This is a genomic window from Aldersonia kunmingensis, assembly GCF_001646865.1.
GTDB lineage: Bacteria > Actinomycetota > Actinomycetes > Mycobacteriales > Mycobacteriaceae > Aldersonia > Aldersonia kunmingensis.
This window is the reverse complement of the sequence record NZ_LRRB01000024.1, coordinates 13,030-36,463: the sequence shown is the minus strand read 5'-3', so window position 1 is coordinate 36,463 and position 23,434 is coordinate 13,030. Positions and strand designations below refer to the sequence as shown.

The window sequence follows — 23,434 nt, the reverse complement described above, 5'->3', positions numbered from 1 at the left end:
GGCGAGGACGGCACCACCCTGACCGAGGTAGCTGTCCACTGTGTAGTAGAGCGTGTCCCCTGAGACCGCGATACCCAATGGGTCGCTCAGGCCGGATGTGATGGTGCCCGGGCCTACGGCACCCGGAAGGAGGCTCGACAGCGTTCCGGAGGCGCCGGAGGTGTAGAAGACCGTCGGCGTGACCGGTGAGATAGCGGCGACATCGCTACGGCCACCAATCATCACCACAACGGTGAGCGCTAGGGCGACCACGAAAGTGCTGGCGATAAGCCCAAGCGCCCGATTCGACCGCCGCCAACGGCCCGGTCGCCCAGGATTCGACTGGTCGGTCGTTCGACTCGCTGGCGCTCCTCGCGGAATCGGTTCGTCGCCGCGGTGGGAACTCTGTTCAGGCGAAACGGCGCCATCCCCGCATACTTCGTTAGTCGGCGGCAGTCCGCCAGCTGTTTCACATCCGAGGATGTCAGCGAAACTTATCGAGGTGCGGAACGTCGCCACGCCCGAATCGACGGACCCAATTGGGGTTGGGATTGCTGGATGTGTGCCAAAAGCAGAATGGGCGCCCGCGGGAATCCCCGCGTGCGCCCACCCCTCGCAATGAAGTCTGTTTCGCTCGCAGCGATGCCGGCGAGCAATCGGGGTTCACCCAACCATCGACTTCGAGCGCGAAGACGTTACCTACATCACATTCGCCGAGTTGCCGACTGCTACTTCCCGGCCGCGACGATGACGTTCGCCACCGCGACCGGCTGGGACACCAGGACAGCGTGCGAGGCGTTCACCTCGGTGACTGTCGCCTTCATCCGCTGCGCCATGAACCGCTGCGACGCAGGAGGGATTACGCGGTCCTGACCTGCGACGACGTACCAATTGCGGCTTGACGCCCACGAGGGCGGGCCGCTCGGCTCGAGGTTTGCAACCAGCGCCGCCGACTTCTGATGGGCGAGCATCGTCGCAGCGGTCGCGTCGCTGACGTCCTGCGCGAACACCTCGTGGAAATAACGTGGCGCGACATAGCCGTCGAGGTTCTTGCCGCCCGGCCCCGTTGGGTCGTCCACGACCTTGACCTCCAGCGCGGGCGGGAGCAGACGGCTGCCCGGGAACCGAATCGGATCGAGTTCCAGCATCACCGGCTCGTACTGGGCCGGGCCGAACGCCGCGACGTACACCAGCGACTTCACCTTCGGGTCCTTGATCTGGGAGATCACCATGCCGCCATAGCTGTGGCCGACGAGCACGACCGGACCGGAGATGCCGTCGAGGGCCTTCCGAATCGCTGCCGAATCGTAGGCAGGGCCGCGCAGCGGGTTGTCCGGGGTGACGACGGTGTAACCGCGTCCGCGCAGATCGGCGGCGACGCCGTCCCAGCTCGTTGCATCGGCGAAGGCGCCGTGCACGAGGACCACGGTCGGCAAGGTCTGGGCGGACGCTGGGGCTGCGAACAGTCCCGCGAACAACGCCACCACCGCGGCGAGCGTTGCCAATATCCGATAGCGCATGAAGGTCTCCTTTGGTAGCGGTGGAGATGTGCGGGTCTGGATTGTCCGATTGTCGTGCAGTTCGAGACATGGCGCGCGCTTTTGGAAGCCACACACTTCACATTTTTGGTACGCGTGTACCCCTCCGTCGCACCGTTGCGCAACAGATCCGGTTGTCGGACGCCTCACCTAGGATCGAACCGGTCGCCGCGGCTCGCGGCGCGAGGAACGACGGGGAGGTCGCGGCGTTGTTCAAGCTGCATCGCGCGCAGCGGACGGACACGCTGGCGGGTGAGCTCGCGACGGTGCTTGCTTCGCCGCTCGAGGATCCGTTCGCCCGCGAGGTGATCGCTGTTCCGGCAAAGGGAGTCGAGCGCTGGCTCAACCAGCAGCTGTCTGTCCGGCTGGGTGCGACGCACGGCGATGGCATTTCCGCGAATATCGACTTCCCGACGCCCGCACGGCTTGTCGATACCGCGGTGGCGGCCATTCAGGGACTCGAACCGGACGACGACCCGTGGTCCCCGGCGCGGACGGTATGGGCGCTGCTCGAGGTCATCGATGCCTCACTGAACGAGCCGTGGTGCGCGGTGCTCGCCAGGCACCTCGGTGCGGACGATGCACCCGACGAGACGCGCAACCATCGCACCGGTCGGCGGTATGCGACTGCGGTGCAACTGGATCGGCTCTTCCGCAGCTATGCCGCGCAGCGCCCGGCCATGATTCTCGACTGGGCGCGAGGTGCGGATACCGATGGTGCGGGCGAACCGCTCCCGGACGACCTCGTGTGGCAAGCGATTCTGTGGCGGCAGGTGCGCGTGCGCATCAACGCTCCGAGTCCTGCCGAACGGCTCGACGACACCCGACGCCCGATTGAGCGACGACCCGGCCCTGCTCGATTTGCCGCAACGGTTGTCGGTTTTCGGCGCCACCCGCCTCACCACCGACCAACTCGCGGTGCTGTCCACGCTCGGGTTGCATCGAGATGTCCATCTCTGGCTTCCGCATCCGAGCCCCCAGATGTGGCAGCGGCTCGCCGATCGACCCATTCCGCCGCGGCGCCGCGACGACGACAGCGCACTGGTGGTGCGGCATCCGCTGCTCGCGAGCCTTGCCCGTGATGTGCGGGAACTGCAATTCCGCCTGCGTGGAACGGATTTCGCCGATATCGAGCACCCCGCGCCGGCGCGCCCAAGAACGCTACTCGGACGGGTCCAGGCCGATATCGCGGCCGATATCGCGGCCGATGCCGCGGCCGGGGGCAGCGAGGAAGTGGTCGCGCCCGACGGCACAGTGGCTGTACACGTGTGTCATGGGCCGGCCCGCCAGGTGGAGGTGCTGCGCGAAAGCCTGCTGCATCTATTCGTCGCGGACGAGACGCTGCAACCCCGCGATGTCATCGTCATGTGCCCGGATATCGAGACCTATGCGCCGCTGATCCGAGCAAGCTTCGGGCAGGGGGTTCTCGGGCACCCCGCCCACGGACTGCGAGTCCGACTCGCGGACCGGGCACTGCACCAGACCAACGAAGTGCTGTCGGTCCTCGACGTCCTGCTCACCATCGCGGACGGCCGGATCACCGCCAGCCAAGTGCTCGACCTCGCGGCCGCAGGTCCGGTGCGAACCCGGTTCGGATTCGACGACGACGATCTCGAGCGGGTCGCGGGTTGGTCGGCGGAAGCCGGTGCGCGCTGGGGACTGTCGCCGGGGCAGCGCACCGCGTTCGGTCTGGGTGATTTTCCGCAGAACACGTTTCGTACCGCCTTGGACCGGGTGCTCCTCGGTGCCACCGCCGACGAAACCGAGGGCACCTGGCTGAAAATGGCGCTGCCGCTCGATGATGTCGACAGCAACGACATCGACCTCGCCGGGCGTTTCGCCGAATACATCGACCGGCTCGACGTGACGGTGCGCAAGCTTCGGGTGCCCCAGTCCGCGGTCGCGTGGCGCCAACAGATCCTCACCGGGCTGGACCTGCTTACCGACCTTCCGGCAGCGCAGAGTTGGCAACGCGCCCAAGCGAACCGGGAACTCGCCGAGGCTCTCGGCGATGGTGGCGATACCGAGCTCCGGCTATCCGATATGCGCGCATTGCTCGGGAGCCGCCTCGCCGGACGGCCTACGCGATCCAATTTCCGCACCGGCGAGCTCACCGTCTGCACGATGGTGCCGATGCGCTCGGTCCCGCACCGGGTGGTGATTCTGCTCGGGCTCGATGACGAGGTGTACCCGAGAACGGGCGCGGTGGACGGCGACGACGTGCTTGCCCGGGATCCGATGCTCGGCGAACGTGATCCGCGTAGCGAGGATCGGCAGTTGCTCCTCGATGCCATCATGTCGGCGCAACAGAAGTTGCTGCTGTTCTTCACCGGCGCCGATCCGGTCAACGGAAGTCAACGGCCCCCGGCCATTCCGCTCAGTGAGGTGATCGACGTCCTGAAACGGACCGTCGATCCCGAGAAGATCGACGAGGTGGTGCAGCGGCATCCGTTGCAGCCGTTCGACCCGCGATACTTCCGGACACCCGATCCGTTCAGCTTCGATCGCTCGGCGCTCGCCGGTGCCCAAGCCAGCGAGCGACAACCGCAGCCGGTACCGGCGTTCCTTCCGGCCGCGCTGCCGCCGCGCCCACCGGAGGACGTCGACCTGGACGAACTGGTCGCGTTCGCCATCCACCCCACGCAGGCGTTTCTAAGACAGCGGTTGGGGATCCGCATTCCGGACGTCGACGACGACGTTGCCGACGCTCTCTCCATCGAACTCAACGGACTCGAGGAGTGGGACATCGGAGACAGGATGCTCACGGCTAGGCTCGCCGGAACCACGTTGGAGACGTTTCGCGATACCGAATGGCGTCGCCAATCGTTGCCGCCCGCCAAGCTCGGTCAGAACGCGTTCCGCCGGGTTGGCCAAGACGTGGAAATGCTTGTCCACATGTGCCTTCCGGTGCACGAGGGTGCGCCCGAATCGATCGACATCGATGTCGACTTGGGCAATGGCCGTCGGTTGAGCGGCACGGTGGCCGGTGTGCACGGCAATCGGCTGGCGCGTAGCTCTTATTCCACGCTGGCGCCCAAACATCGCATGCAGGCGTGGGTTCGGCTGCTCGCGCTAGCCGTGAGTCGACCGGAGACGCAGTGGTTGGGCGTCGTGACCGGGCGGGCGCGGGGGAGAGGTGCAATGCGATCGATCCTGACGCCGCCCGACGATCCGGCGGCGGAATTGGCTCGCCTGGTCGAACTTCGCGATCGCGGGCTGTGCGAGCCGTTGCCGATCGCCACCAAAGCGTCGGCCGAGTATGCGGATCGGCGTGAAAGCGGCGCCGGCGTCGAGGACGCGACGGAGGCGGCGGCCAAGGAATTCAGCGGGACATTCGGTGACGGGAAGGATCGTCACCTGGTTCACGTCTACGGCGACGGTGTGACGTTCGCGCACTTCATCGCCGCGACACCGGATTCGACGGAGGCGACCTGGTCGGAGGAACCGACGCGTTTCGGCGTGGTCGCGCGTCGTTTGTGGGCTCCGCTGCTCGCCTGCGAGATGTCCGAGAAGATCGCGCCGTCCAGGTCGGGCCGCTCATGATCCGGGCGGAGCGGTTCGAGGTCACCGGAACCCTTCCGGCAGGCACCACCGTTCTCGAAGCCAGCGCGGGAACCGGTAAGACCTACGCCATCGTCGCGCTCGCCGCGCGCTACGTCGCCGAGGGAGTTGCCACCGTCCCGGAACTGCTGCTGGTCACGTTCACGCGCGCTGCGACGCAGGAGTTGCGTGAGCGCACCAGACAGCGATTCGTCTCGGTCGCAGCCGGGTTGGCGGATCCCGTCGCGGCACGCACAAGCAAAGATCCGCTCGTTGCCCACCTCGCCGGTGCCGATGAGGACGAGGTGGCGCTGCGCCGCCGCCGGATCGTGCAGGCACTATCCGACCTCGACGCGGCGACGATCGCGACAACGCACAGCTTCTGCCAGCGCATGTTGGACGGACTCGGCTTCGCAGGCGAACGCGAACCCGAAGCCACCCTCGTGGAATCGATCGGCGACATTGTCACGGAGGTCGTCGACGACCTCTACCTCGAGCGCTATGCCAAGAGTGATGACATCCCGTTCGACCGCCGGGTCGCCGGGATCGTCGGTGCCGCGGCAGTTGGCGATCGGCACGCCAAGCTGGTGCCCGAGGGCGAGCCGCCGGGTTCCGAAGCGGCGCACCGGATTGAGTTCGCCGAGGCTGCGCGGGCCGAGGTGGAACGCCGCAAGCGCATGACCGGGGTTCGCGATTACGACGACCTGTTGACGCTGCTGCACAACGTGCTCGCCGATCCAATTCACGGCCCCGCGGCCTGTGAGCGCGTTCGAGCGCGCTACAAAGTGGTGCTCGTCGATGAATTTCAGGACACCGACCCCTTGCAGTGGGACATCCTGCACCGCGCATTTCACGGGCACAGCACCATGGTCCTCGTCGGTGACCCCAAGCAGGCCATCTACGCGTTTCGCGGCGCGGAGGTGCTCAGCTACCTCGAGGCCGTCCAGTACGCCGACAACCATCTCGAACTCACGCACAACTGGCGCAGCGACGGCGACCTAGTCGCCGCTCTCGACTACCTGCAGGGCGGTGCGGCGCTGGGGCATTCGGAGATCGTGGTGCACTCGATCGAGTCGGCGCTCGAACGCTCGCGGCTCGCGGAATCGACGCCGATCCGGTTGCGGTACCTTTTGCGCGCCGGCGGCGGTCCGTTTAACAAGAGCGGATTCCCAGCAGTGGGACGGCAGCGATCGCGCGTGGTCGATGATGTCGCGGCCGATATCGTCACCCTGCTCGCTCGCGCGCCCAAACTGGCCGTCGATCCGCCGCGTCCGGTCGGTCCGGGTGATATCGCCGTGTTGGTGCCGAGCAGCGCCCGTGCCGAGGAGATCCGTGCCGCGCTCGACCGAGTTGGCGTCGCGTCCGTGCTGACGAGCGGTACGAGTGTATTTGCCACACCCGGTGCACGGGATTGGGTGCGGGTCCTGGAAGCACTCGAGCAGCCGCATCGAGCCGATCGCGTTCGCCGTGCCGCGGTGACCGCACTGCTCGGCCGAACCGCGACCGATTTGGATGAGCGCGGCGACGATCTGGTCGCCGAGGTCGGCACCCAGTTGCTCGCGCTCGCAGACCTTTTCGCTCAGGCAGGGTTTGCCGCGATGTTCGAGCGGCTCGCGACGCAGTCCGAGTTGGAGGATCGGCTGCTGTCCGTGGAGGCAGGGGAGCGCGATCTCACCGACCTGCGGCACATCGCGCAGGTGCTCAACCGCATCGCGGTCGAGCGATCCGCCGGATTGGCGAGCCTCACGCGCTGGCTCGCGGATCGCGTTGCCGATCCGGCGATCGAGAGTTCGTCGGACCGGATTCGGCGGCTCGACAGCGACGCCGAGGTCGTCCAAATCGCGACCGTGCATACGAGCAAGGGACTCCAGTACCCGATCGTCTATCTGCCATTCGCATGGGATCCGGCGAAACCGTTCGAGCTGAAAACGCTGCTCTTCCACGATGAGGGCCAGCGTGTGCTCGACGTGGGTGGCGACGACGCGCAGGGCTACTCGGCACGGAAGCGCGCGCACGAGCAGGAAGACGCCGGCGAAGAACTGCGATTGCTGTACGTGGCACTGACCCGTGCGATGTGCCAGGTCGTGCTGTGGTGGGCACCGGCCTTTCCCACCGCGGGGTCGTCGCTGCACCGCATGATCTTCGGTCGTCCGCGTGGCGAGCCGGGCATGCCCGGGGCCGCAAAGGTGCCGCAGGACACCGAGATCGGAGCGCAGCTGTCGAGCTGGGCGACCGATGCACGGGAACTCATCTCGATTGAGGCCGTGCCCGGCCGGCCCCCGCTGACAGCGACGTGGTCGTCGCCGTCGCCCGAATCGACCGCTCTCGAAGCCGCCGTCTTCGACCGCGACCTCGACTTCGCGTGGCGGCGTACGTCTTATTCGGCGATTACCGCCGCTGCGCACGAAACACCCGGCGTGACAAGCGAAGCCGAAGAGCCGGGGAAGACGGACGAACCCGAGGACGAGCCGATCGTCGGCGAGGTCGACGGCGGCATCCCGTCCCCGATGAACGACCTCCCCGGCGGTGCGGCATTCGGCACGCTCGTTCACGAGGTGCTCGAATACGTCGACCCCACGTCGGACGATCTGGCAGCGGAGCTAACCACCCGCTGCCGTGACGCGGTCGACGCACGGCTCGCGGAGGTGGACCCCGACGCGCTCGCGACTGCGTTGCTGCCCGTAATGCACACACCATTCGGCTGGGGCAGCGGCACGCGAGGCGCGTTGTCGGATATCACGGCGACGGATCGGCTCCCTGAGCTCGAGTTCGAAATCCCGCTCGCGGGTGGCGAAGCTCCGCTGGCCAATTCGGCGACCGTGCAATCCATCGCCGCTCTCCTGCGCAAGCACATCCCGGCGGACGATCCGCTCGCGTCGTATGCGGACCGGCTCGACACCATCGAACCGGTCCCGCTGCGCGGCTTCCTCACCGGCAGCATCGACGCCGTACTGCGTGTGCCGGGTCCGAGCTTCCTCGTGGTCGATTACAAGACCAATCGGCTGGGTACGGGCGACCTCACCGTTGCCCACTACACCCAGGAACGGATGGCGGAGGAGATGATGCGAGCGCACTATCCGCTGCAGGCGCTGATCTACCTGGTGGCACTGCACCGCTACCTGCGCTGGCGCATGCCCGCGTACCGGCCCGAGGTGCATCTCGGCGGTGCGCGGTACCTGTTCGTACGCGGGATGGTCGGCCCGGATACCCCGGCCGGCGCGGGGGTCTTCTCGTGGGATGCGCCGGCCGCCCTCGTGTCGGACCTTTCGGACCTGTTGGCGGGATCATGACGGAAGTGCAACTGGCGCAACGCGGTACCGGATTGCTTCGTACGTTCAACGACGCGGGAGTGCTTGCTGCGGCCGATGTACATGTCGCCTCACGGCTGAGCAGCCTCGGTGATGAATCGGCGCCGGAGGTCCTGCTCGCGGCCGCGCTTGCGGTGCGAGCGGTGCGTGCAGGCTCGGTGTGCCTCGACCTGAATCGGTTCAGCGATATCGCGCTCGACGAGGACTCGGAAGTCGACCCGACGACACTCCCGTGGCCAGACCTCCACGAGATCCTCACCGGTCTGCGCCGAAGTCCGCTCATCACCGGTTCGGAATCGAACACGCTGCGGCCCTTGCGCCTCGTGGACACCGACGAAGGCCCGTTGCTCTATCTCGACCGGTACTACCGCCAGGAGCAGACGATCCGGCGCATCCTCACCGAGCGGGCGAGCACCCACCCTGAAGTCGATGCTGTGCAGGTCGAGTCGTCGCTCGGGTCGTTGTTCCGCGACGCTGACGACACGACGAAACCCTCGACAGCACCGGATCGGCAGCGCATTGCGGCCGCCTTGGCGGCGACACACTGGACGACGATCATCGCGGGTGGTCCCGGTACCGGAAAGACGCACACCGTTGCTCGGATCATCGCGCTGCTGTCCGAGCAGTCCGGGTCGAGGCTGCGGGTGGGTCTGGCCGCGCCGACCGGTAAAGCCGCTGCGCGACTGCAGGAGTCGGTGCGCGATCAGGCCGCAGGTCTGCATCTGCCCGCGGATCTGTCCGCGGCGACGCTGCACCGAATGCTCGGCTGGCAACCCGGGAGCCGCACCCGATTCCGGCACAACGAGCACAACCGGTTGCCCTACGACGTGGTCGTGGTCGACGAGACGTCAATGGTTTCGTTGACGATGATGTGCCGGCTGCTCGAGGCGGTACGCACGGACGCTCGACTCCTGCTCGTTGGTGACCCGGACCAGCTGACCTCGGTGGACGCCGGTGCCGTCCTGGCCGATCTCGTCGGCCGGCCAGTCACGGTCGACGGAAACCCGGTTGCGGCGCAACTGGTGAAGGCCGACCTCGACGCCGGGGCCGATCCGAACGAAGCGGCACTTGGCAAGACTGAGCGAAACCGGCTGCGCGGCGGCATCGTCCGGCTCAGCCGCGGCCGGCGCTTCGGGGCCGCGATCGCGGACCTCGCCGTCGCGGTGCGGGACGGCGACGCCGACCGGGCCGTCGAACTGCTCGAAAGCGACGACGCTGCCGAAGTGTCACTGCATCCGGTTGCGGACATCGCCGGCCTGCACGCCGACACCGTGGAAACGGCACGGCTCGTCACGGCCGCCGCCGAGGCCGGCGATGCGGCGCGGGCTCTGCACGAACTCGAGCTGCACCGCTTGCTGTGCGCGCACCGGCACGGGCCGCACGGCGTGGACCTGTGGGCGCGCCGCGCGATGGAATGGGTTGCCACAGACTCGGGCCGGCCGTTGACTTCAACCCGCTGGTATCCGGGTCAGCCGCTGCTGGTGACGTCGAACGACCACGAGCTGCGCATCTACAACGGCGACACCGGCGTCATCGTCCGAACGGCGGATGGTGAATTGACCGCAGCCTTCGCGCGGGGGCGCGAGGTCGTGCTCGTTCACCCGACGCGCCTCCCCGCCGCGCAGACGGTCTACGCGATGACCATTCACCGCAGCCAGGGCAGCCAGTACGACACGGTGTCCGTGCTGCTTCCGCCGGAGAGCTCATCGCTGCTATCCCGTGAGCTGCTGTACACCGCAATTACCCGCGCCCGCAAGCATGTTCGGGTCCTCGGCACCCCAGATTCGGTTCGGTTCGCGGTCGGGCGGCAGGTGCTGCGAGCCAGCGGGCTACGGCGGACGATCACAGCGGTGACCTAGCGGGTCACCCCCGCCTCGACCATTCTTGGGACTCGATGCCGGAAACGGGAATCCGTAGGCCATCGAGCACTCCGGCGTACATGGTGGTCTTTATCTGTCCCAGCGTGGGGCCGCGAGTGCTCGCCAATGATGCCGCCCGCGCGACTGCCCGATCGAGCAGGTCGTCTGCTGCCGCAGTCTCGTCGACCAGGCCCAGCCCCAGCGCATCCGCACCGCCGTATCGGTGCCCTGTGGTGAGCGATTCGTGAAATGCGCGGGACGACAGGCGCTTGGCGACCATGCCGACCGTTCCAGCACTGTATGTCGCACCGATCGTGACACCGGGAAAGCATAGATAGCCCCGGTCCGCGCGCATCACACGGTAGTCGTGCGCCATCGCCCAGAAGGACGCGGCGCCGAAGGTATGACCCTGCATGGCAGCCACGGTCTGCATGGGGAAGCTCAACACGCGGGCGTACAACTCCTGTACCCCGTCGATGAATGCGTCGACCTGCTCGAGGTTGTCCATGGCCCACGAGAGATCCGCGCCCGCCGAATAGAACTTTCCGGTGGCAGTGGTGACCAGCGCCGCGGGCCCTTCCGAGGCGTCGACCTCGTCCAGCAGGGCGGAAACCTCGCGGACCCAGCCGGGATTGAACCGATTCTCCGAATCGATCTCCGAGGTCGAACCGAGATTCAATACGAAGACCTCATCGCGATGCTCCAAATAGGGCATACGGGCAGGCTAACCAGGCGAGTCCTCGACGAGGCCCGCATTTCGTCAGAAAGACGGGTCAGCGCAGAGCGCTGCCGCCCTGCCATTGCTCCCACGGCACGCTCCAGTCGCCGTTTTGCCACAGCTGAAGTGGCTCGCCCCCGGTGTTGCGAACCTCGACGACATCGCCCGGGACGGAGAAGTCATAGAACCAGCGCGCATTGTCGGGGCTGAGGTTCAGGCACCCGTGCGAGACATTGGTATTGCCCTGTGCCCAGATGGTGTCGGCGAGTTCGTGCAGGTAGATGCCGTCGGTACTGATCCGTGTGGCGTAATTGATCGTTTCCTTGTAGCCCAGGCGCGAGTTGTTCGGTAGCCCGTAGGTGGCCGAATCCATGACCACCGGATTTGCCTTGTCGAGGACGGTGTAGGTGCCCGGTTGGGTCCAGAACGAGATTGTCTTCCCCGCGATGACCTCCGTGCCGCCTTGACCCATCGAAGTGGGCATCGTGCGCATGACCTGCCCGTTGACCGTGACGGTGACCTGTTTCGTGGCGTCGTCGGCGATCGAGACATGGGCATTGCCGATGCCGAAGGTGGTGGCGGCGTCTTCCTGCCCGAACAGCCCTTCGCCGAGATCGAGGCCATAGACGGTGGCGCGGACCGTGACCCGGGTGCCCGGGGACCAGTAGTTCTGGGGTCGCCAGTGCACATTCTGGTCGTCTGCCCAGTACCACGATCCCTGCACCTGGGGCGTCGTCTCGACAGACAGTGCCCGTTCCGCTGCAGCCTTGTCGGGGACAGGTTCGTCGAAATGGGTGACGATCACGGTCCCGACACCGAAGATTCCACCGTCGGTGAGTGCATCGCCACCGGTGGTAACGAACGTCGGTTTCGTCTGGTTGCCGGGCGCCAACGTCGAGAAGGTGCTGGACTGTTCGCTGCGTGCGCCCTGCTCGCTCACCGCGGTCGCGTGGATGGTGTAAGTCTTGCCGTACCCCATCGGCTCGCCGGGCTTCCAGAACATGTGGTCCGGAGTCATGATTCCTTCGACTACTCGGCCCTCATCGTTGTTCAGAGTGACCGATTCGAGGGTTCCGCTCTCGATACTCACCGACACCGGATCGCGCGGATTGACCCCGCTCGCACCGGCAGCCGGCGTCACTGTGATCGCGGGCCCGACCGGCGGCGCAGTCGAAGTCTGCGCGGGTCCACCTTCGTTGGACGCGCAGGCCGTCACACCGGCGGCCAGCATCACGAGGAGTACGGCGAGCAAAACCACGAAACGGTGAACGTGCATGAATTGTCGAATACCCGCCGGGGGAGATGCCACGCACGCAACAACGGTTATCCCGACCTGATGTATCCGTCGGGCGTTATGCCGGCTCCTCGCCGCGGAGGTCGGAGTTGCGCATCCCACCGACGAGCGTGCGTCGGTACTCGGGCCGCAGGTAGTCGGCCGCGAGGGTGGCGCCGAGCCGGCTGGTGTGATCGATGATCTGTTGGGCATCGGTACCGATGAGCCCTTGCCGCCAGGCCTTGATCAGCTCGACGAATCCGCCGATACCGACGAAGGCGTCCATCCGTAATGCCGTTTCGTCGATGTCGGGTTCCGTGTAGGCGCTGCTGGCGAGGACCAGTAGATCGGTGGCGCTCTGCAATGCGGCAGACCGCCGCTGTTCGAGGATCTGGCTGCCGGTGTGCTCGCCGAAGAGGATTTGCGCCCAGCCGGGATCACCGGCGACACGGTCGACGACCGCCGAGATCGCTTGCCGCAGGGTATTCAATGGCGACCGTCCAGCGTTCTCCGCGATCAGTGTCGCGAGGAGGGCGATGGTCTCGTCGCGCGCGCCGTCCCAGACGGCCGCCAGCAGCGCATCGCGGTCGGCGAACTCTTGGTAGAAGTACCGGTCGTTGAGGGACGTTCGTGAGCAAACGCCGCGCATCGTCACTGCAGCCCAGCCGCTCTCGGACCAGATCTCGGTTGCAGCGGTGATCAGGCGTTGTCTGCGTTCGGCACGGCGCTGTTCGGCAGTGCGCCCGCCCCACACTCCTGCTGTCGCCGGCATGAGTCCATCTTGACAAGGAAACGGCCCCAAGCACAAACTGGTGGCATGCGCACCCAATGGTGGCGTGTGCCACCACGAAGCTCTGCTTCGTTGCGGACACGAGCGGTGACCGAGGTATCTCGCCGGTCGGTTCGGCCGATTCTGTCGGCGGTACCCATCGGAAATCGCAGTGTCGACCTACACCGGCGGATGGTCGCGAGCGTGCTCGCGTTGGCTGGGCGCCCAAGTCCGGGGACCTCTTTCGAGTTGGTCGACGTCGACGTTGGTGACGGCGTACGGGTCCGCGGCGAATGGGTGCAGGGCCCGGGCGTTCACGCCGGGAATGACGCGGTGGTCCTGTATGTGCACGGCAGTGGTTATGCGGTGTGTTCGGCGCGCACCCATCGTGGACTGGTGTCGCGACTGTCGAAGATGACGGGTCTGCCGGTCTTCGCCTGCGACTATCGGCTCGCGCCGCGCCACCGATTTCCCGCGCCGGCCGACGACGTTCGCGCTGCCTTCGATTGGCTCCTCGAACGGGCGTATTCGCCGGATCGTATTGTGCTGGCCGGTGATTCAGCGGGTGGGCACTTGATTCTGGATCTGGTGCTGGAATTGCGTCGGTCGCTGCAGCCGACACCGGCGGCGCTGGCGTTGTTCTCGCCGTTCGTGGATCTCACCCTCACTCTCGCCGACCGGCGCGACGCGGTGATCCGTGACCCGATGATTTCGGCGGCAGCGGCCCGAAGGCTGGTTGGGTTGTACACGCGTGGACTCGATCCCGAAGATCGGCGGCTCGCACTCGAATTCGACGATGTGACCGGCTTCCCCCCGACGCTGATTCAGGCCGGCGGAGCCGAGATGCTCCGAGCGGATGCGGAATATCTCGCCGATGTACTCGGAGCGCGATGCCGGCTCGAGGTGTGGCCGGATCAGGCGCACGTCTTCCAGGCTCTGCCCTTGCTCGTGCGTGAAGCCGATCTCGCACTCGGCGAGGCGGCAGCGTTCATCGTCGCGTCGCTCGCCGCCGGCGAGCGATCCCCACATCGTCAGGAGATCTCGTGAACTTGCTGCCGTTCTTCGGTGCCCGCCGCACGCACGACGCCGATGCCGTGGTTACCGGCGCGGGTAGTGGCATCGGGCGTGCATTCGCGGTCGAGTTGGCGCGCAGGGGCGGTCGAGTGGTGTGCGCCGATATCGATGCCGCGGCAGCGAAACAGACCGTCGAGCTGATCGGCGACCGGGCGCTCGACCGCCGCTGCGATGTTTCCGTCGCGAGCGACGTCTCCGATCTGGCCGACGTCGCCGAGGAGTGGTTCGGAAAGCCCGCCGACATCGTGGTCAACAACGCGGGCATCGGCATTGGCGGGAACGTTATCGGTGACACGCCACTCACGGATTGGCAGCGAACGCTCGACGTGAACCTGTGGGGTGTCATTCACGGGTGCCACGTGTTCGCGCCCAGGCTGCGTGAGCACGGCCGCGGCGGCATCGTCAATGTCGCCTCCGCGGCCAGCTTCGCGGCGGCACCGCGGATGGCGGCCTACAACGTCAGCAAGGCGGCGGTGCTCGCATTGTCCGAGACACTCGCGGCCGAGCTGGCCGGCACCGGTATCGCCGTGACCGTCCTATGCCCGACCTTCGTGAAAACGAACATCATCGACAACGACGGCATCGAGGAATCGGCTGCTCGGTTGGCCACCAAGCTCATGAAATGGACTGGCGTGTCACCGGATTCGGTTGCCCGCACCACCCTCGACGCGCACGACCGTGGGCAGCTGCACGTCCTGCCGCAGCTCGACGCGAAGTTCGTCTGGCAGGTGAAACGACTCACTCCCGGTACATACACCCGCGCGCTCGGTGTCGCCGAAAGGCTGGCGCGCTAACAACAGGAGGAGCTGGAAGAACAATGGCGTTCGAATACAGCGACATGTTGCAGACGATCAAGAACAGACAGTGGGCTCTGGCGGATATCGACTGGGACGCACCTGGTGCCGAGCTGATCACCGACGAGCAACGCCCGAAGTTGAAGGCGTTCATGTCGGATCTGGTGTGGATCGAAAACGTGGGCGCGCGTGGATTCGCGGCGATGGCCCGCAAGGCGCCGTTCGATGAACTGGCGCAGATCTACACCTACTTCCACGCCGAGGAGCAGCGGCACGCCAATGCCGAGCTCGCCCTCATGCGCCGCTGGGGCATGGTGGAACCAGGTGAGATGCCCGTGCCCAACAAGAACATTCGCCTCGCCATCGACTGGCTCGACCGCTACAGCGACGACCTGTCGCTGCCCGTGCTCGGATCCGTGATTCCGGCACTGGAGACAGCGCTCGATGGCGCCTTGGTGAAGTTCCTCCTCGATGAAGTTGACGATCCGGTGTGCGAGGAAGTGTTTCGCCACATCAACAACGACGAATCCCGCCACCTCGTTGTTGGCTTTGCGGTGCTCGACATGCTCGGAGCGAACTCGATGCGGCGGATTCTGATCGACACTGTCAGTGGTGTCGCGAGTCCCTCGCTCATCCTGGGGGCGCTGGTCTATGCGCCGCTGCTGACCAGGATGATCACCAACATCGCTGCGATGGGACTGTCGGAGGACAAACTCATCGCCGCGGCACAGCGCTACGAAAAGCTCGGCCAACGCAGCCCAAATACCCAAAGAATTCCCTATTTCCACGTCGTCAAGTGGCACGCAGGGTTGGCGATCGACCACACCCAGCCGTTCCAGTTCTTGTCCGAGGCGATGGGCGTAGTGATCGACCAAGTCCCCAACCGGATGTTCGGCCGAATCCCGTCCTGGTCGAAGGAACTGACCTACGAACCGGTGGCGAAATGACCGACAAATCGACGGTTCTGATCATCGGTGCCGGCTTCGCGGGGCTGGGTACAGCTATCCGACTGTTACAGAAGGGGATCGACGACTTCGTCATCCTGGAACGTGGCAGCGAGGTCGGCGGCACCTGGCGCGACAACACCTATCCCGGCGCTGCCTGCGACATCCCGTCGCTGCTGTACTCGTACTCGTTCGCGCTGAATCCCTATTGGTCGCGTGCCTACTCCGGTGGCGGGGAGATCCTCGACTACATCCGTCATATCGTCGACAAGTACCAGTTGGATCGCTACATCCGATTCGGTGTCGATGTCACCGCCCTCTCATTCGATGATGAGACCGGCAAGTGGACAGCCGACACCGAACGCAGCGGCACGTTCACCGCGTCGGCGGTGGTGATGGCGGCAGGCCCGCTGGCCAACTTCAGTTGGCCCGACATCCGTGGGCTCGACAGTTACACCGGACACAAGATTCACAGTGCGCGATGGGATCACGACTACGACATGACCGGAAAGCGCGTCGGTGTCATCGGTACGGGAGCGAGCGCGGTCCAGATCATTCCGGAACTCGTCAAGACGGCCGCTCAGGTGAAAGTTTTCCAGCGCACACCCGGCTGGGTATTGCCGCGCCCAGACTTCCGGCATCCGGGCTGGGCGAAACAGTTGTTCCGGCGGGTACCCGCGACCGAACTGGCGGCCCGACAGGCCTGGTACTGGGGACACGAGGCGATGGCGACCGGGATGGTGTGGGACACGAACGTCACCACCGCAATTCAATGGGTGGCGAAGGCCCATCTTCGCCGCCAGATTCACGACCCTTGGGTTCGGCGTCAGCTCACGCCGACCTTCCGGGCGGGCTGCAAACGGATGCTGCTGTCCAGCGACTATTACCCTGCGCTGCAACGGGAAAACTGCAAGTTGATCACATGGCCCATTGCGACGTTGGCGCCCAACGGGATTCGCACCGCGGACGGCATAGAACACGAGGTCGACTGCATCGTCTTTGCGACCGGGTACGACATCTACAACCAGGGCACGCCGTTTCCGATTACGGGTAGCGACGGACGCAAGCTTGCCGACGAATGGTCGGCAGGTGCGTACGCCTACAAGAGCGTCAATGTTTCCGGGTACCCTAACCTGTTCATGACGTTCGGGCCGAACTCGGGGCCCGGGCACAACTCGGCATTGGTTTACATGGAAGCCCAGATCGAATACCTCACCAATGCAATTCGCATCATGCGTGATCGCGGGCTTCGTACCCTCGACGTGCGCCGGGACCGTCAAGACGAGTTCAACGCACGTATCCAACGCCGCCTTACGGGGACGACCTGGAATTCGGGCTGCAGGAGCTGGTATCTGACTCCGGACGGGCACAACTCGACGATGTTCCCAGGATTTGCGACACAGTTCGCCCGCCAGCTCGCCGAGGTCGAACTCGAGGACTACGAGACGACCTACCCGGTCGGACTGAGCAGCGCGGTGAGCTAGCCGATCGGTTCAGTGCGTTGCGCGCCGCTCGGTGGAACGGCCCTCGACGGCGGCCGCCACCTCTGTGAGCGCGGTGCGGATGATCGCGCCGTACTCGTCGTCGGCGAGCGAATCGATACGGTCCTTCGCTGCTGCGAGGTGTTCTGCTGCGGCGGTGAAGGATCCGAGCCGGCGCAGGTTGTCGGCGAGGTTCAGGTGCAGCGACGGATAGAAGCCGGCGACCGACAGCGCGGCATGGTGACGCTGGGCGCGCTCGTCGGTGAGCGCGTCCGCCGCGTCGAGGGCTCGGGTGTCCCACATCAGCGCCTGCGCGGCGTCGTCGTACATGTCGGCGAGGTAATGCGCGAGCGTGCAACGGTGCAGGGGGTCGCCCGCAGGAGTGACCTCGCGCCAGACCGATAGCATCGTCGCGCGAGCAGCCTCTCGGTCGCCCTGGTGAAATGCGCTGACGGCGGTGGTGATCCGCGTCATCACGGGGTCAGTGCTGTCCGTTGCTGCCGTCATGGTCGCCCTCCGGTCCAGGTGTTGGGAAGCCGAAGGCTAGGGGAGAGGTCCGACAAGTTTGCAACAGACAGACCTGACCTGAGAACGCCGGACGAGTATGAAGTCTTCAGTGCGCGACGATATTCAGCCGATTGCCGAGACGGCCCGACATCGCCGGTAGTCGTTCGAGCATGGTGATCGTGAACTCGACGCAGGTGGCCACGAGGTCGTCGCGGTCCATGTCGAGGCCGCCGTCGACCCAGACGAGGACTACTTCGGCAACGCCGCCGGTGAGGAGTTGGGCGAAGGCCTGCAGCATCGCATCTGCGGCCGCGGGCGAATTCGTTCCCTCGGCGGGCTCCACGATTTCCCGAGTCTGCTCACGCACGTTATCGGCGATGGTTCGCATCGCGGTGAACCGGCGGCGCATGAGGGTTTCGCTGCCGTGTGCCTCGGCGAACGCGACGCGCGCACGCCGAGGATCCTCGGTGAGCTCGAGAATTATGGTGCCGATACCGGCGGTGAGCTTCGCGCGTGGGTCGTCGTCGGCTGCAAGGACTGCCTCCATTGCGTGCCCAAGCGCGGACTGGACGATCTCGTCGTGCACGGCCGCGGCGAGTGCGTCGAGGTCGTCGAAGCTCTCGTAGAAGAAGCGCGGCCCCACCTTCGCCTGCTCGCAGACGCCCCGCACCGTGGTGGCGGCCCAGCCCTGGGTGGCGATCATGTCGAGTCCGGCATCGAGCAGCCGACGACGGCGTTGGTCGCGACGCTCCTCGGCCGAAGCGCCGCGGTAGGTGCCCGTTCCCGCAGGTCTCACCCTCCGAAGTCTTGCACAGACATCATCGGGAAACGACTGTGTACGAAAACGGGGCGTTTCGGTATGTTGTGGATCACAGGCTTTCGGTGTCGGTTTTGCGTGCGGAAGGACGTCTCATGACCTCGTCTTTGCTCGGCTACATCCAGCAGGGCGCTGGCGCGCTTTCCCAGCGCCACCACTCCCCGGTGAAACCCCTTGCCGCCCCGCCGGTCGGCAGCGGACTCGATCCGGTGTTCGGTGATTTCGGGCTGCCCCTGCTCGGCCACACGCTCGACACGATGAGCGGTGATCCGATGGAGTTCGCGCTGGATCGCTTCGACCGATACGGCGAGGTCTACTGGCTCGGGTCGCTCGGCACCAAGATGGTCGGCGCTGTCGGGCCGGATGCGCTCGAGTCGATCACGCTCAACAAGGACAAGGCTTGGGGCAACGAGGGTTTCTACAACTACCTGATCGGGCCGTTCTTCAAGCGTGGGGTGATGCTGATGGACTTCGGCGAGCACGTGCACCATCGCCGCATCATGCAGGAGGCGTTTACCCGGCCGCGTTTGGTCGGCTATCTCGAGGCGATGCAGCCGCGGATCAAGGCCGAGGTCGCGAATTGGCAACCTGGTGAGGCCTTCCATGTCTACAGCGCGGCAAAGCAATTGACGCTCGATGTGGCGGCGGAAGTGTTCGTCGGGGACCGCGACACGTCCAACCATGCCGCGATCAGCAAGGCGTTTGTCGACGCTGTGCACGGCGGCCAGGCGATCATCCGCGCTGACGTCCCCGGTGGAATCTGGCGTCGGGGGCTACGGGGCCGTCGTTTGCTCGAGGACTATTTCTATGCCCAGATTCCCGCCAAGCGTGCGAACCCGACCAACGATCTGTTCAGCGTGCTGTGTCACTCGGCAAGCGATGAGGGCGACACGTACACCGACGAGGACATCGTCAACCACATGATCTTCGTGATGATGGCGGCGCACGACACCAGCACGATCACGCTCGCGATGATGGCGTACTACTTGGGCCGGAATCCGGAGTGGCAGGAGCGGTTGCGGCAGGAATCGCTCGCGCTCGGCAAGGATTTCATCGAGTATGACGACATCGAGAAGCTGCCGGTCATGGACATGGTGATGCGCGAAACGCTGCGTATCCATGCGCCGGTCGGCGGTCTTTTCCGCGAGGCAGTGAAGGACACCGAGCTGTGCGGCAGATACATCCCGGAGGGCACCCGGCTGTTCGCGAGTATTTTTGCCAGCCAGCGGATGGAGCCGTGGTGGTCCAACCCGCTGAAGTTCGACCCGGAACGGTTCTCGCCGGAGCGCCGCGAGGACAAGAAGCATCGCTTCATGTGGACACCGTTCGGTGGTGGCGCGCACAAGTGCATCGGGCTGTACTTCGGCGAGATGGAAATAAAGGCAGTGATGCATCAGATGGTGCGCCAGTTCGACTGGTCGGTGCCGCGGGGGTACTACCCGCCGCTGCGCTACGGCACCGGGCCGATGCCGACGGACGGGCTCCCGTTGCAGTTGCGTTCGCTGCGCCAGGCTAACGCCGCCTGACGTCCAGTCGCTGCGCAGGATCTACCTGCGCAGCGAATTCCTCAGGGCGCGAGGATATTCAGCCGCTCGCCGAGGTGAGACGCCATCGCCGGCAGTCGCTCCAGCATCGTGAGCGTGAACTCGACGCAGGTTGCGACAAGATCGTCGCGGTCCATGTCGAGGCCGCCGTCGACCCAGACGAGTACCACCTCGGCGACACCACCGGTGAGCAACTGGGCGAAGGCCTGGAGCATGGCGTCGGTCGCGGCCGGCGAATTCGTCGCTGCCGCAGGGAAGTCCACGGCTTCCCGCGTCTGCTCGCGCACGACGTCGTCGATGGTGCGCATCGCGGCGAACCTGCGGCGCATGAGCGTTTCGCTGCCGTGCGCCTCGGCGAAGGCGACACGGGCGCGGCGGGGATCCTCGGTGAGTTCCAGGATGATGGTGCCGATACCGGCAGTCATCGCAGTGCGAGGGTCGTCGTCGACCGCCGCCACGGCCTCGAACGCATGACTCAGCGCGGACTCGACGATCTCGTCGTGCACGGCTGCGGCGAGTGCGTCGAGGTCGTCGAAGGTTTCGTAGAAGAAGCGCGGCCCGACCTTGGCCTGCTCGCAGATCCCGCGAACGGTGGTCGCGGCCCAGCCCTGCGTCGCGATCATGTCGAGTCCGGCATCGAGTAGACGCCGTCGGCGTTGGTCGCGACGTTCCTCGGCCGAAGCGCCGCGGTAGGTGCCCGTTCCCGCAGGTCGCACCCTCGGAAGTCTTGCATAGCGCAGATTGGGAAACGAACGTATACGGAAACGTAGTGTTCCGGTATGGTCTGGATCACAGGGTTCCGATGTCGGGTTTCGCATGCGAAAGGACGTCCCATGACCTCGTCTTTACTCGGCTTCATCCAGCAGGGTGTCGGAGTGATTTCCCAGCGCTACCCCTCAGCGGTGAAGCCGCTCGCGGTCCCGCCGCCAGGTAGCGGACTGGAGCCGGTACTCGGCGATTGGGGGCTGCCGCTCGTTGGCCACATGCTCGAGAACGTGGGCGGCGACGGCATGGAATTCGCCTACTCCCGGTTCGACAAGTACGGCGAGGTCAGCTGGGTTGGCTCGGTCGGCACGAGGATGGTCAGTGCCGTTGGCCCGGAGGCGATGGAGTCGATCGAACTCAATCGCGACAAGGCGTGGGGTAACGCGGGTTTCTACAACTACCTGATCGGACCGTTCTTCAAACGCGGGGTGATGCTGATGGACGGTGGCGAGCACGTGCACCATCGCCGCATCATGCAGGAGGCATTCACCCGGCCGCGCTTGCTCGCCTATCTCGACGCAATGCAGCCGCGGATAAAGGCCGAGGTCGCGAAATGGCAACCGGGTGACGAATTCCACGTCTACAGAGCGGCAAAGAATCTGACGCTGGATGTGGCGGCAGAGGTGTTCGTCGGTGACCACGACACGTCCAACCATGCCGCGATCCGCAGGGCGTTCGTTGACGCGGTGCGCGGCGGCCAGGCGATCGTTCGTGCCGATGTGCCCGGTGGAATCTGGCGCAAGGGGCTTCGCGGCCGTCGCTTGCTCGAGGACTATTTCTACGCACGGATCCCCGCCAAGCGCGCGCACCCAACCGATGATTTGTTCAGCGTGCTGTGTCACGCCGAGAGCGAGGACGGGGACACCTACACCGACGAGGACATCGTCAACCACATGATCTTCGTGATGATGGCGGCGCACGACACGAGCACGATCACGATCGCGATGATGGCCTATTACCTGGGCAAGCATCCGGAGTGGCAGGAGCGGGTGCGGGAAGAAGCACTTGCGTTGGGTCGGGAATTCATCGAGTACGAGGACATCGAACGAATGCCCGTGATGGACATGGTGATGCGCGAGACGCTGCGCATTCATGCGCCTGTCGGTGCATTGTTCCGCGAGGCGGTCAAAGACACCGAACTGTGCGGTCGGTACATCCCCAAAGGCACGCGGTTGATTGCCGGTACCTTCGCCAGCCAGCGGATGGAGCCGTTCTGGACGGATCCGATGAAGTTCGATCCGGAGCGTTTCTCGCCGGAGCGCCGCGAGGACAAGAGTCACCGATTCGCGTGGAACCCGTTCGGTGGCGGCGCCCATAAGTGCATCGGGATGTACTTCGGCGAGATGGAGGTCAAGGCAGTGATGCACCAAATGGTGCGCAGCTACAGCTGGTCGGTGCCGCGGGGGTACTACCCGCCGCTGCGCTACGGCACAGGGCCGATGCCGACCGACGGGCTCCCGGTGCGCTTGCGCTCGCTGCAGAAGGCTAACGCCGTCTGAAATCGAGTTCGTCGAACTTCGGCACCGACTGCCCGCGGCGCGCTGCCTCCGCGTCCAGTCGGTGTTCGAGTTCCCGGCGCAGCGTGAGCATTCCAGCCATGCGCCGCAACGGATTCTTCGGCACATTCACCTCGTTGAGGGTGCGCTCGACGGTGAATTCGACGTCCTCTCCGACGCGTGTGCAGGTGCCGGTGAGCGTGATGTTCTCCTGGCTGTCGAAGACAGACCCGTGCGTGTGGAACGTCAGGCATCCCGGGCCGTCGACGACCTCGATTCCCGCCGGCGGACGCACCACGAATCCGGTTTCGGTCTGTTCGGCAGCGCGAACCCGCACCGGCAGCGGCCAGCCGTCCGCGGTCGTGGTGGTGAGCACCGGCATGCCGAGGCGCTCGATCGCGCGGCGTGCGCGCGCCTTCCAATCGGGCGCGGGCTTGTTCGTCCAGGACCCGGCGCCACGACCCTGTGGTTCGGGGTCCGAAGCGGGGGCTACGAATTCGCTGCCCGCCTCCCACACCTGCGGCGCCTCGTCGAGGTCGCCATCCGGCCACCACAGCACCCGAACCGGCGTGACGTCGATCCACATCCGGGTCCAGTAGAAGGCCATGCGGCGCAGCACCATGTCGGGCGCGCCCTTGTATGCCTGCGGGAACCGGTCGTTCGAGGCCTGCAGGTAGCGCGCGCTCGTCGCGCGGAGGTCCGAATCGCGAACTGTCGCCATGCCGAGCACCACGAACGTCGCCGGCGATTCGATGCCCGAGCCGACGGGATTCGAAAAGCTCAGTGCCACTTTCGGATTGCGGCGGGCGCGCTCGGCCTTGAGGGGATAGGTGAGTCCGGTCGACACGTCGATCGACTTTCCGGTCTCGCCGCGGTATGGGCTTACCGGCCACGTGACCGGCGCGCCGTCGCGACGCAGGGATGCGTACTCGGTGGTGACGTGGGCGGTCGACTGTTCGAGGATCTCGGTCCAATCGAGGACAGCAGGGCGAACGGCGGTCATGGCTTCCCTCCGAGGTATTTGATAG

General features: G+C 65.6%; 17 protein-coding genes and 1 pseudogene. 9 read left to right on the top strand and 9 right to left on the bottom strand.

Annotation, left to right across the window (positions count from 1 at the left end):
• Together A8G08_RS02240 and A8G08_RS02235 are read right to left on the bottom strand one after the other, a co-directional pair.
• Positions 1 to 252: hypothetical protein (locus tag A8G08_RS02240; protein ID WP_157108366.1), on the bottom strand; the 252-nt coding region annotated here is incomplete at its 3' end.
• A 455-nt stretch (positions 253 to 707) separates the two neighbouring features.
• On the bottom strand, positions 708 to 1,499 hold the full coding sequence (locus A8G08_RS02235; RefSeq protein ID WP_068269544.1) for an alpha/beta hydrolase: 792 nt from the start codon (positions 1,497 to 1,499) through the stop codon (positions 708 to 710).
• Between the two features lie 227 nt (positions 1,500 to 1,726).
• On the opposite strand from A8G08_RS02235, the pseudogene recC reads away from it, so the two are divergent.
• The 3 genes and pseudogenes from recC to recD all read left to right on the top strand — a co-directional run bounded on the left by recC (position 1,727) and on the right by recD (position 10,224).
• A pseudogene (recC, locus tag A8G08_RS02230) lies at positions 1,727 to 5,060 on the top strand (exodeoxyribonuclease V subunit gamma).
• Positions 5,057 to 8,347, top strand: a complete 3,291-nt coding sequence (locus tag A8G08_RS02225) for a UvrD-helicase domain-containing protein (RefSeq protein WP_068269555.1) — start codon at positions 5,057 to 5,059, stop codon at positions 8,345 to 8,347. Before recC ends, A8G08_RS02225 begins: the two are co-directional and overlap by 4 nt.
• Complete coding sequence (recD, locus tag A8G08_RS02220) at positions 8,344 to 10,224, top strand: exodeoxyribonuclease V subunit alpha (protein ID WP_068269542.1); 1,881 nt, start codon at positions 8,344 to 8,346, stop codon at positions 10,222 to 10,224. The genes A8G08_RS02225 and recD overlap by 4 nt, the downstream gene beginning before the upstream one ends.
• Positions 10,225 to 10,228: 4 nt before the next feature.
• Here recD and A8G08_RS02215 read toward each other — a convergent pair whose 3' ends face one another.
• The 3 genes from A8G08_RS02215 to A8G08_RS02205 all read right to left on the bottom strand — a co-directional run bounded on the left by A8G08_RS02215 (position 10,229) and on the right by A8G08_RS02205 (position 12,987).
• Positions 10,229 to 10,939, bottom strand: coding sequence for an enoyl-CoA hydratase/isomerase family protein (locus tag A8G08_RS02215; protein ID WP_068269540.1), 711 nt, complete (start codon positions 10,937 to 10,939; stop codon positions 10,229 to 10,231).
• A 58-nt stretch (positions 10,940 to 10,997) separates the two neighbouring features.
• Positions 10,998 to 12,218, bottom strand: coding sequence for a L,D-transpeptidase (locus A8G08_RS02210; protein ID WP_068269539.1), 1,221 nt, complete (start codon positions 12,216 to 12,218; stop codon positions 10,998 to 11,000).
• Positions 12,219 to 12,294: 76 nt separating this feature from the next.
• The gene (locus tag A8G08_RS02205) at positions 12,295 to 12,987 is read right to left on the bottom strand and encodes a TetR/AcrR family transcriptional regulator (protein ID WP_068269534.1); all 693 of its coding nucleotides are present in this window, start codon (positions 12,985 to 12,987) and stop codon (positions 12,295 to 12,297) included.
• A gap of 105 nt (positions 12,988 to 13,092) precedes the next feature.
• On the opposite strand from A8G08_RS02205, the gene A8G08_RS02200 reads away from it, so the two are divergent.
• The 4 genes from A8G08_RS02200 to A8G08_RS02185 are packed head-to-tail and all read left to right on the top strand — an operon-like array spanning position 13,093 to position 17,280.
• The gene (locus A8G08_RS02200) at positions 13,093 to 14,031 is read left to right on the top strand and encodes an alpha/beta hydrolase (protein ID WP_068269532.1); all 939 of its coding nucleotides are present in this window, start codon (positions 13,093 to 13,095) and stop codon (positions 14,029 to 14,031) included.
• Complete coding sequence (locus A8G08_RS02195; protein WP_068269530.1) at positions 14,028 to 14,852, top strand: SDR family NAD(P)-dependent oxidoreductase; 825 nt, start codon at positions 14,028 to 14,030, stop codon at positions 14,850 to 14,852. The genes A8G08_RS02200 and A8G08_RS02195 overlap by 4 nt, the downstream gene beginning before the upstream one ends.
• A 23-nt stretch (positions 14,853 to 14,875) precedes the next feature.
• Positions 14,876 to 15,799, top strand: coding sequence for a reductase (locus A8G08_RS02190; RefSeq protein WP_068269527.1), 924 nt, complete (start codon positions 14,876 to 14,878; stop codon positions 15,797 to 15,799).
• Positions 15,796 to 17,280, top strand: coding sequence for a flavin-containing monooxygenase (locus A8G08_RS02185; protein WP_068269526.1), 1,485 nt, complete (start codon positions 15,796 to 15,798; stop codon positions 17,278 to 17,280). The genes A8G08_RS02190 and A8G08_RS02185 overlap by 4 nt, the downstream gene beginning before the upstream one ends.
• Positions 17,281 to 17,289: 9 nt before the next feature.
• On the opposite strand, the gene A8G08_RS02180 is transcribed toward A8G08_RS02185, so the two are convergent.
• Complete coding sequence (locus tag A8G08_RS02180) at positions 17,290 to 17,784, bottom strand: hypothetical protein (protein ID WP_068269525.1); 495 nt, start codon at positions 17,782 to 17,784, stop codon at positions 17,290 to 17,292.
• Positions 17,785 to 17,890: 106 nt separating this feature from the next.
• Positions 17,891 to 18,580: a TetR/AcrR family transcriptional regulator gene (locus A8G08_RS02175; protein WP_068269524.1), complete on the bottom strand. Its 690-nt coding sequence runs from the start codon at positions 18,578 to 18,580 to the stop codon at positions 17,891 to 17,893.
• A gap of 116 nt (positions 18,581 to 18,696) precedes the next feature.
• On the opposite strand from A8G08_RS02175, the gene A8G08_RS02170 reads away from it, so the two are divergent.
• Positions 18,697 to 20,127: a cytochrome P450 gene (locus A8G08_RS02170; RefSeq protein WP_084435884.1), complete on the top strand. Its 1,431-nt coding sequence runs from the start codon at positions 18,697 to 18,699 to the stop codon at positions 20,125 to 20,127.
• 41 nt (positions 20,128 to 20,168) lie between these two features.
• On the opposite strand, the gene A8G08_RS02165 is transcribed toward A8G08_RS02170, so the two are convergent.
• Positions 20,169 to 20,861, bottom strand: a complete 693-nt coding sequence (locus tag A8G08_RS02165; protein WP_068269523.1) for a TetR/AcrR family transcriptional regulator — start codon at positions 20,859 to 20,861, stop codon at positions 20,169 to 20,171.
• A gap of 117 nt (positions 20,862 to 20,978) precedes the next feature.
• Here A8G08_RS02165 and A8G08_RS02160 point away from each other — a divergent pair, with 117 nt between their 5' ends.
• Positions 20,979 to 22,409: a cytochrome P450 gene (locus A8G08_RS02160; RefSeq protein WP_068269522.1), complete on the top strand. Its 1,431-nt coding sequence runs from the start codon at positions 20,979 to 20,981 to the stop codon at positions 22,407 to 22,409.
• Here the strand turns inward: A8G08_RS02160 and A8G08_RS02155 are convergent.
• Positions 22,396 to 23,409, bottom strand: a complete 1,014-nt coding sequence (locus A8G08_RS02155; protein ID WP_068269520.1) for a pyridoxamine 5'-phosphate oxidase family protein — start codon at positions 23,407 to 23,409, stop codon at positions 22,396 to 22,398. The genes A8G08_RS02160 and A8G08_RS02155 overlap by 14 nt on opposite strands.
• Between the last annotated feature and the right edge of the window lie 25 nt (positions 23,410 to 23,434).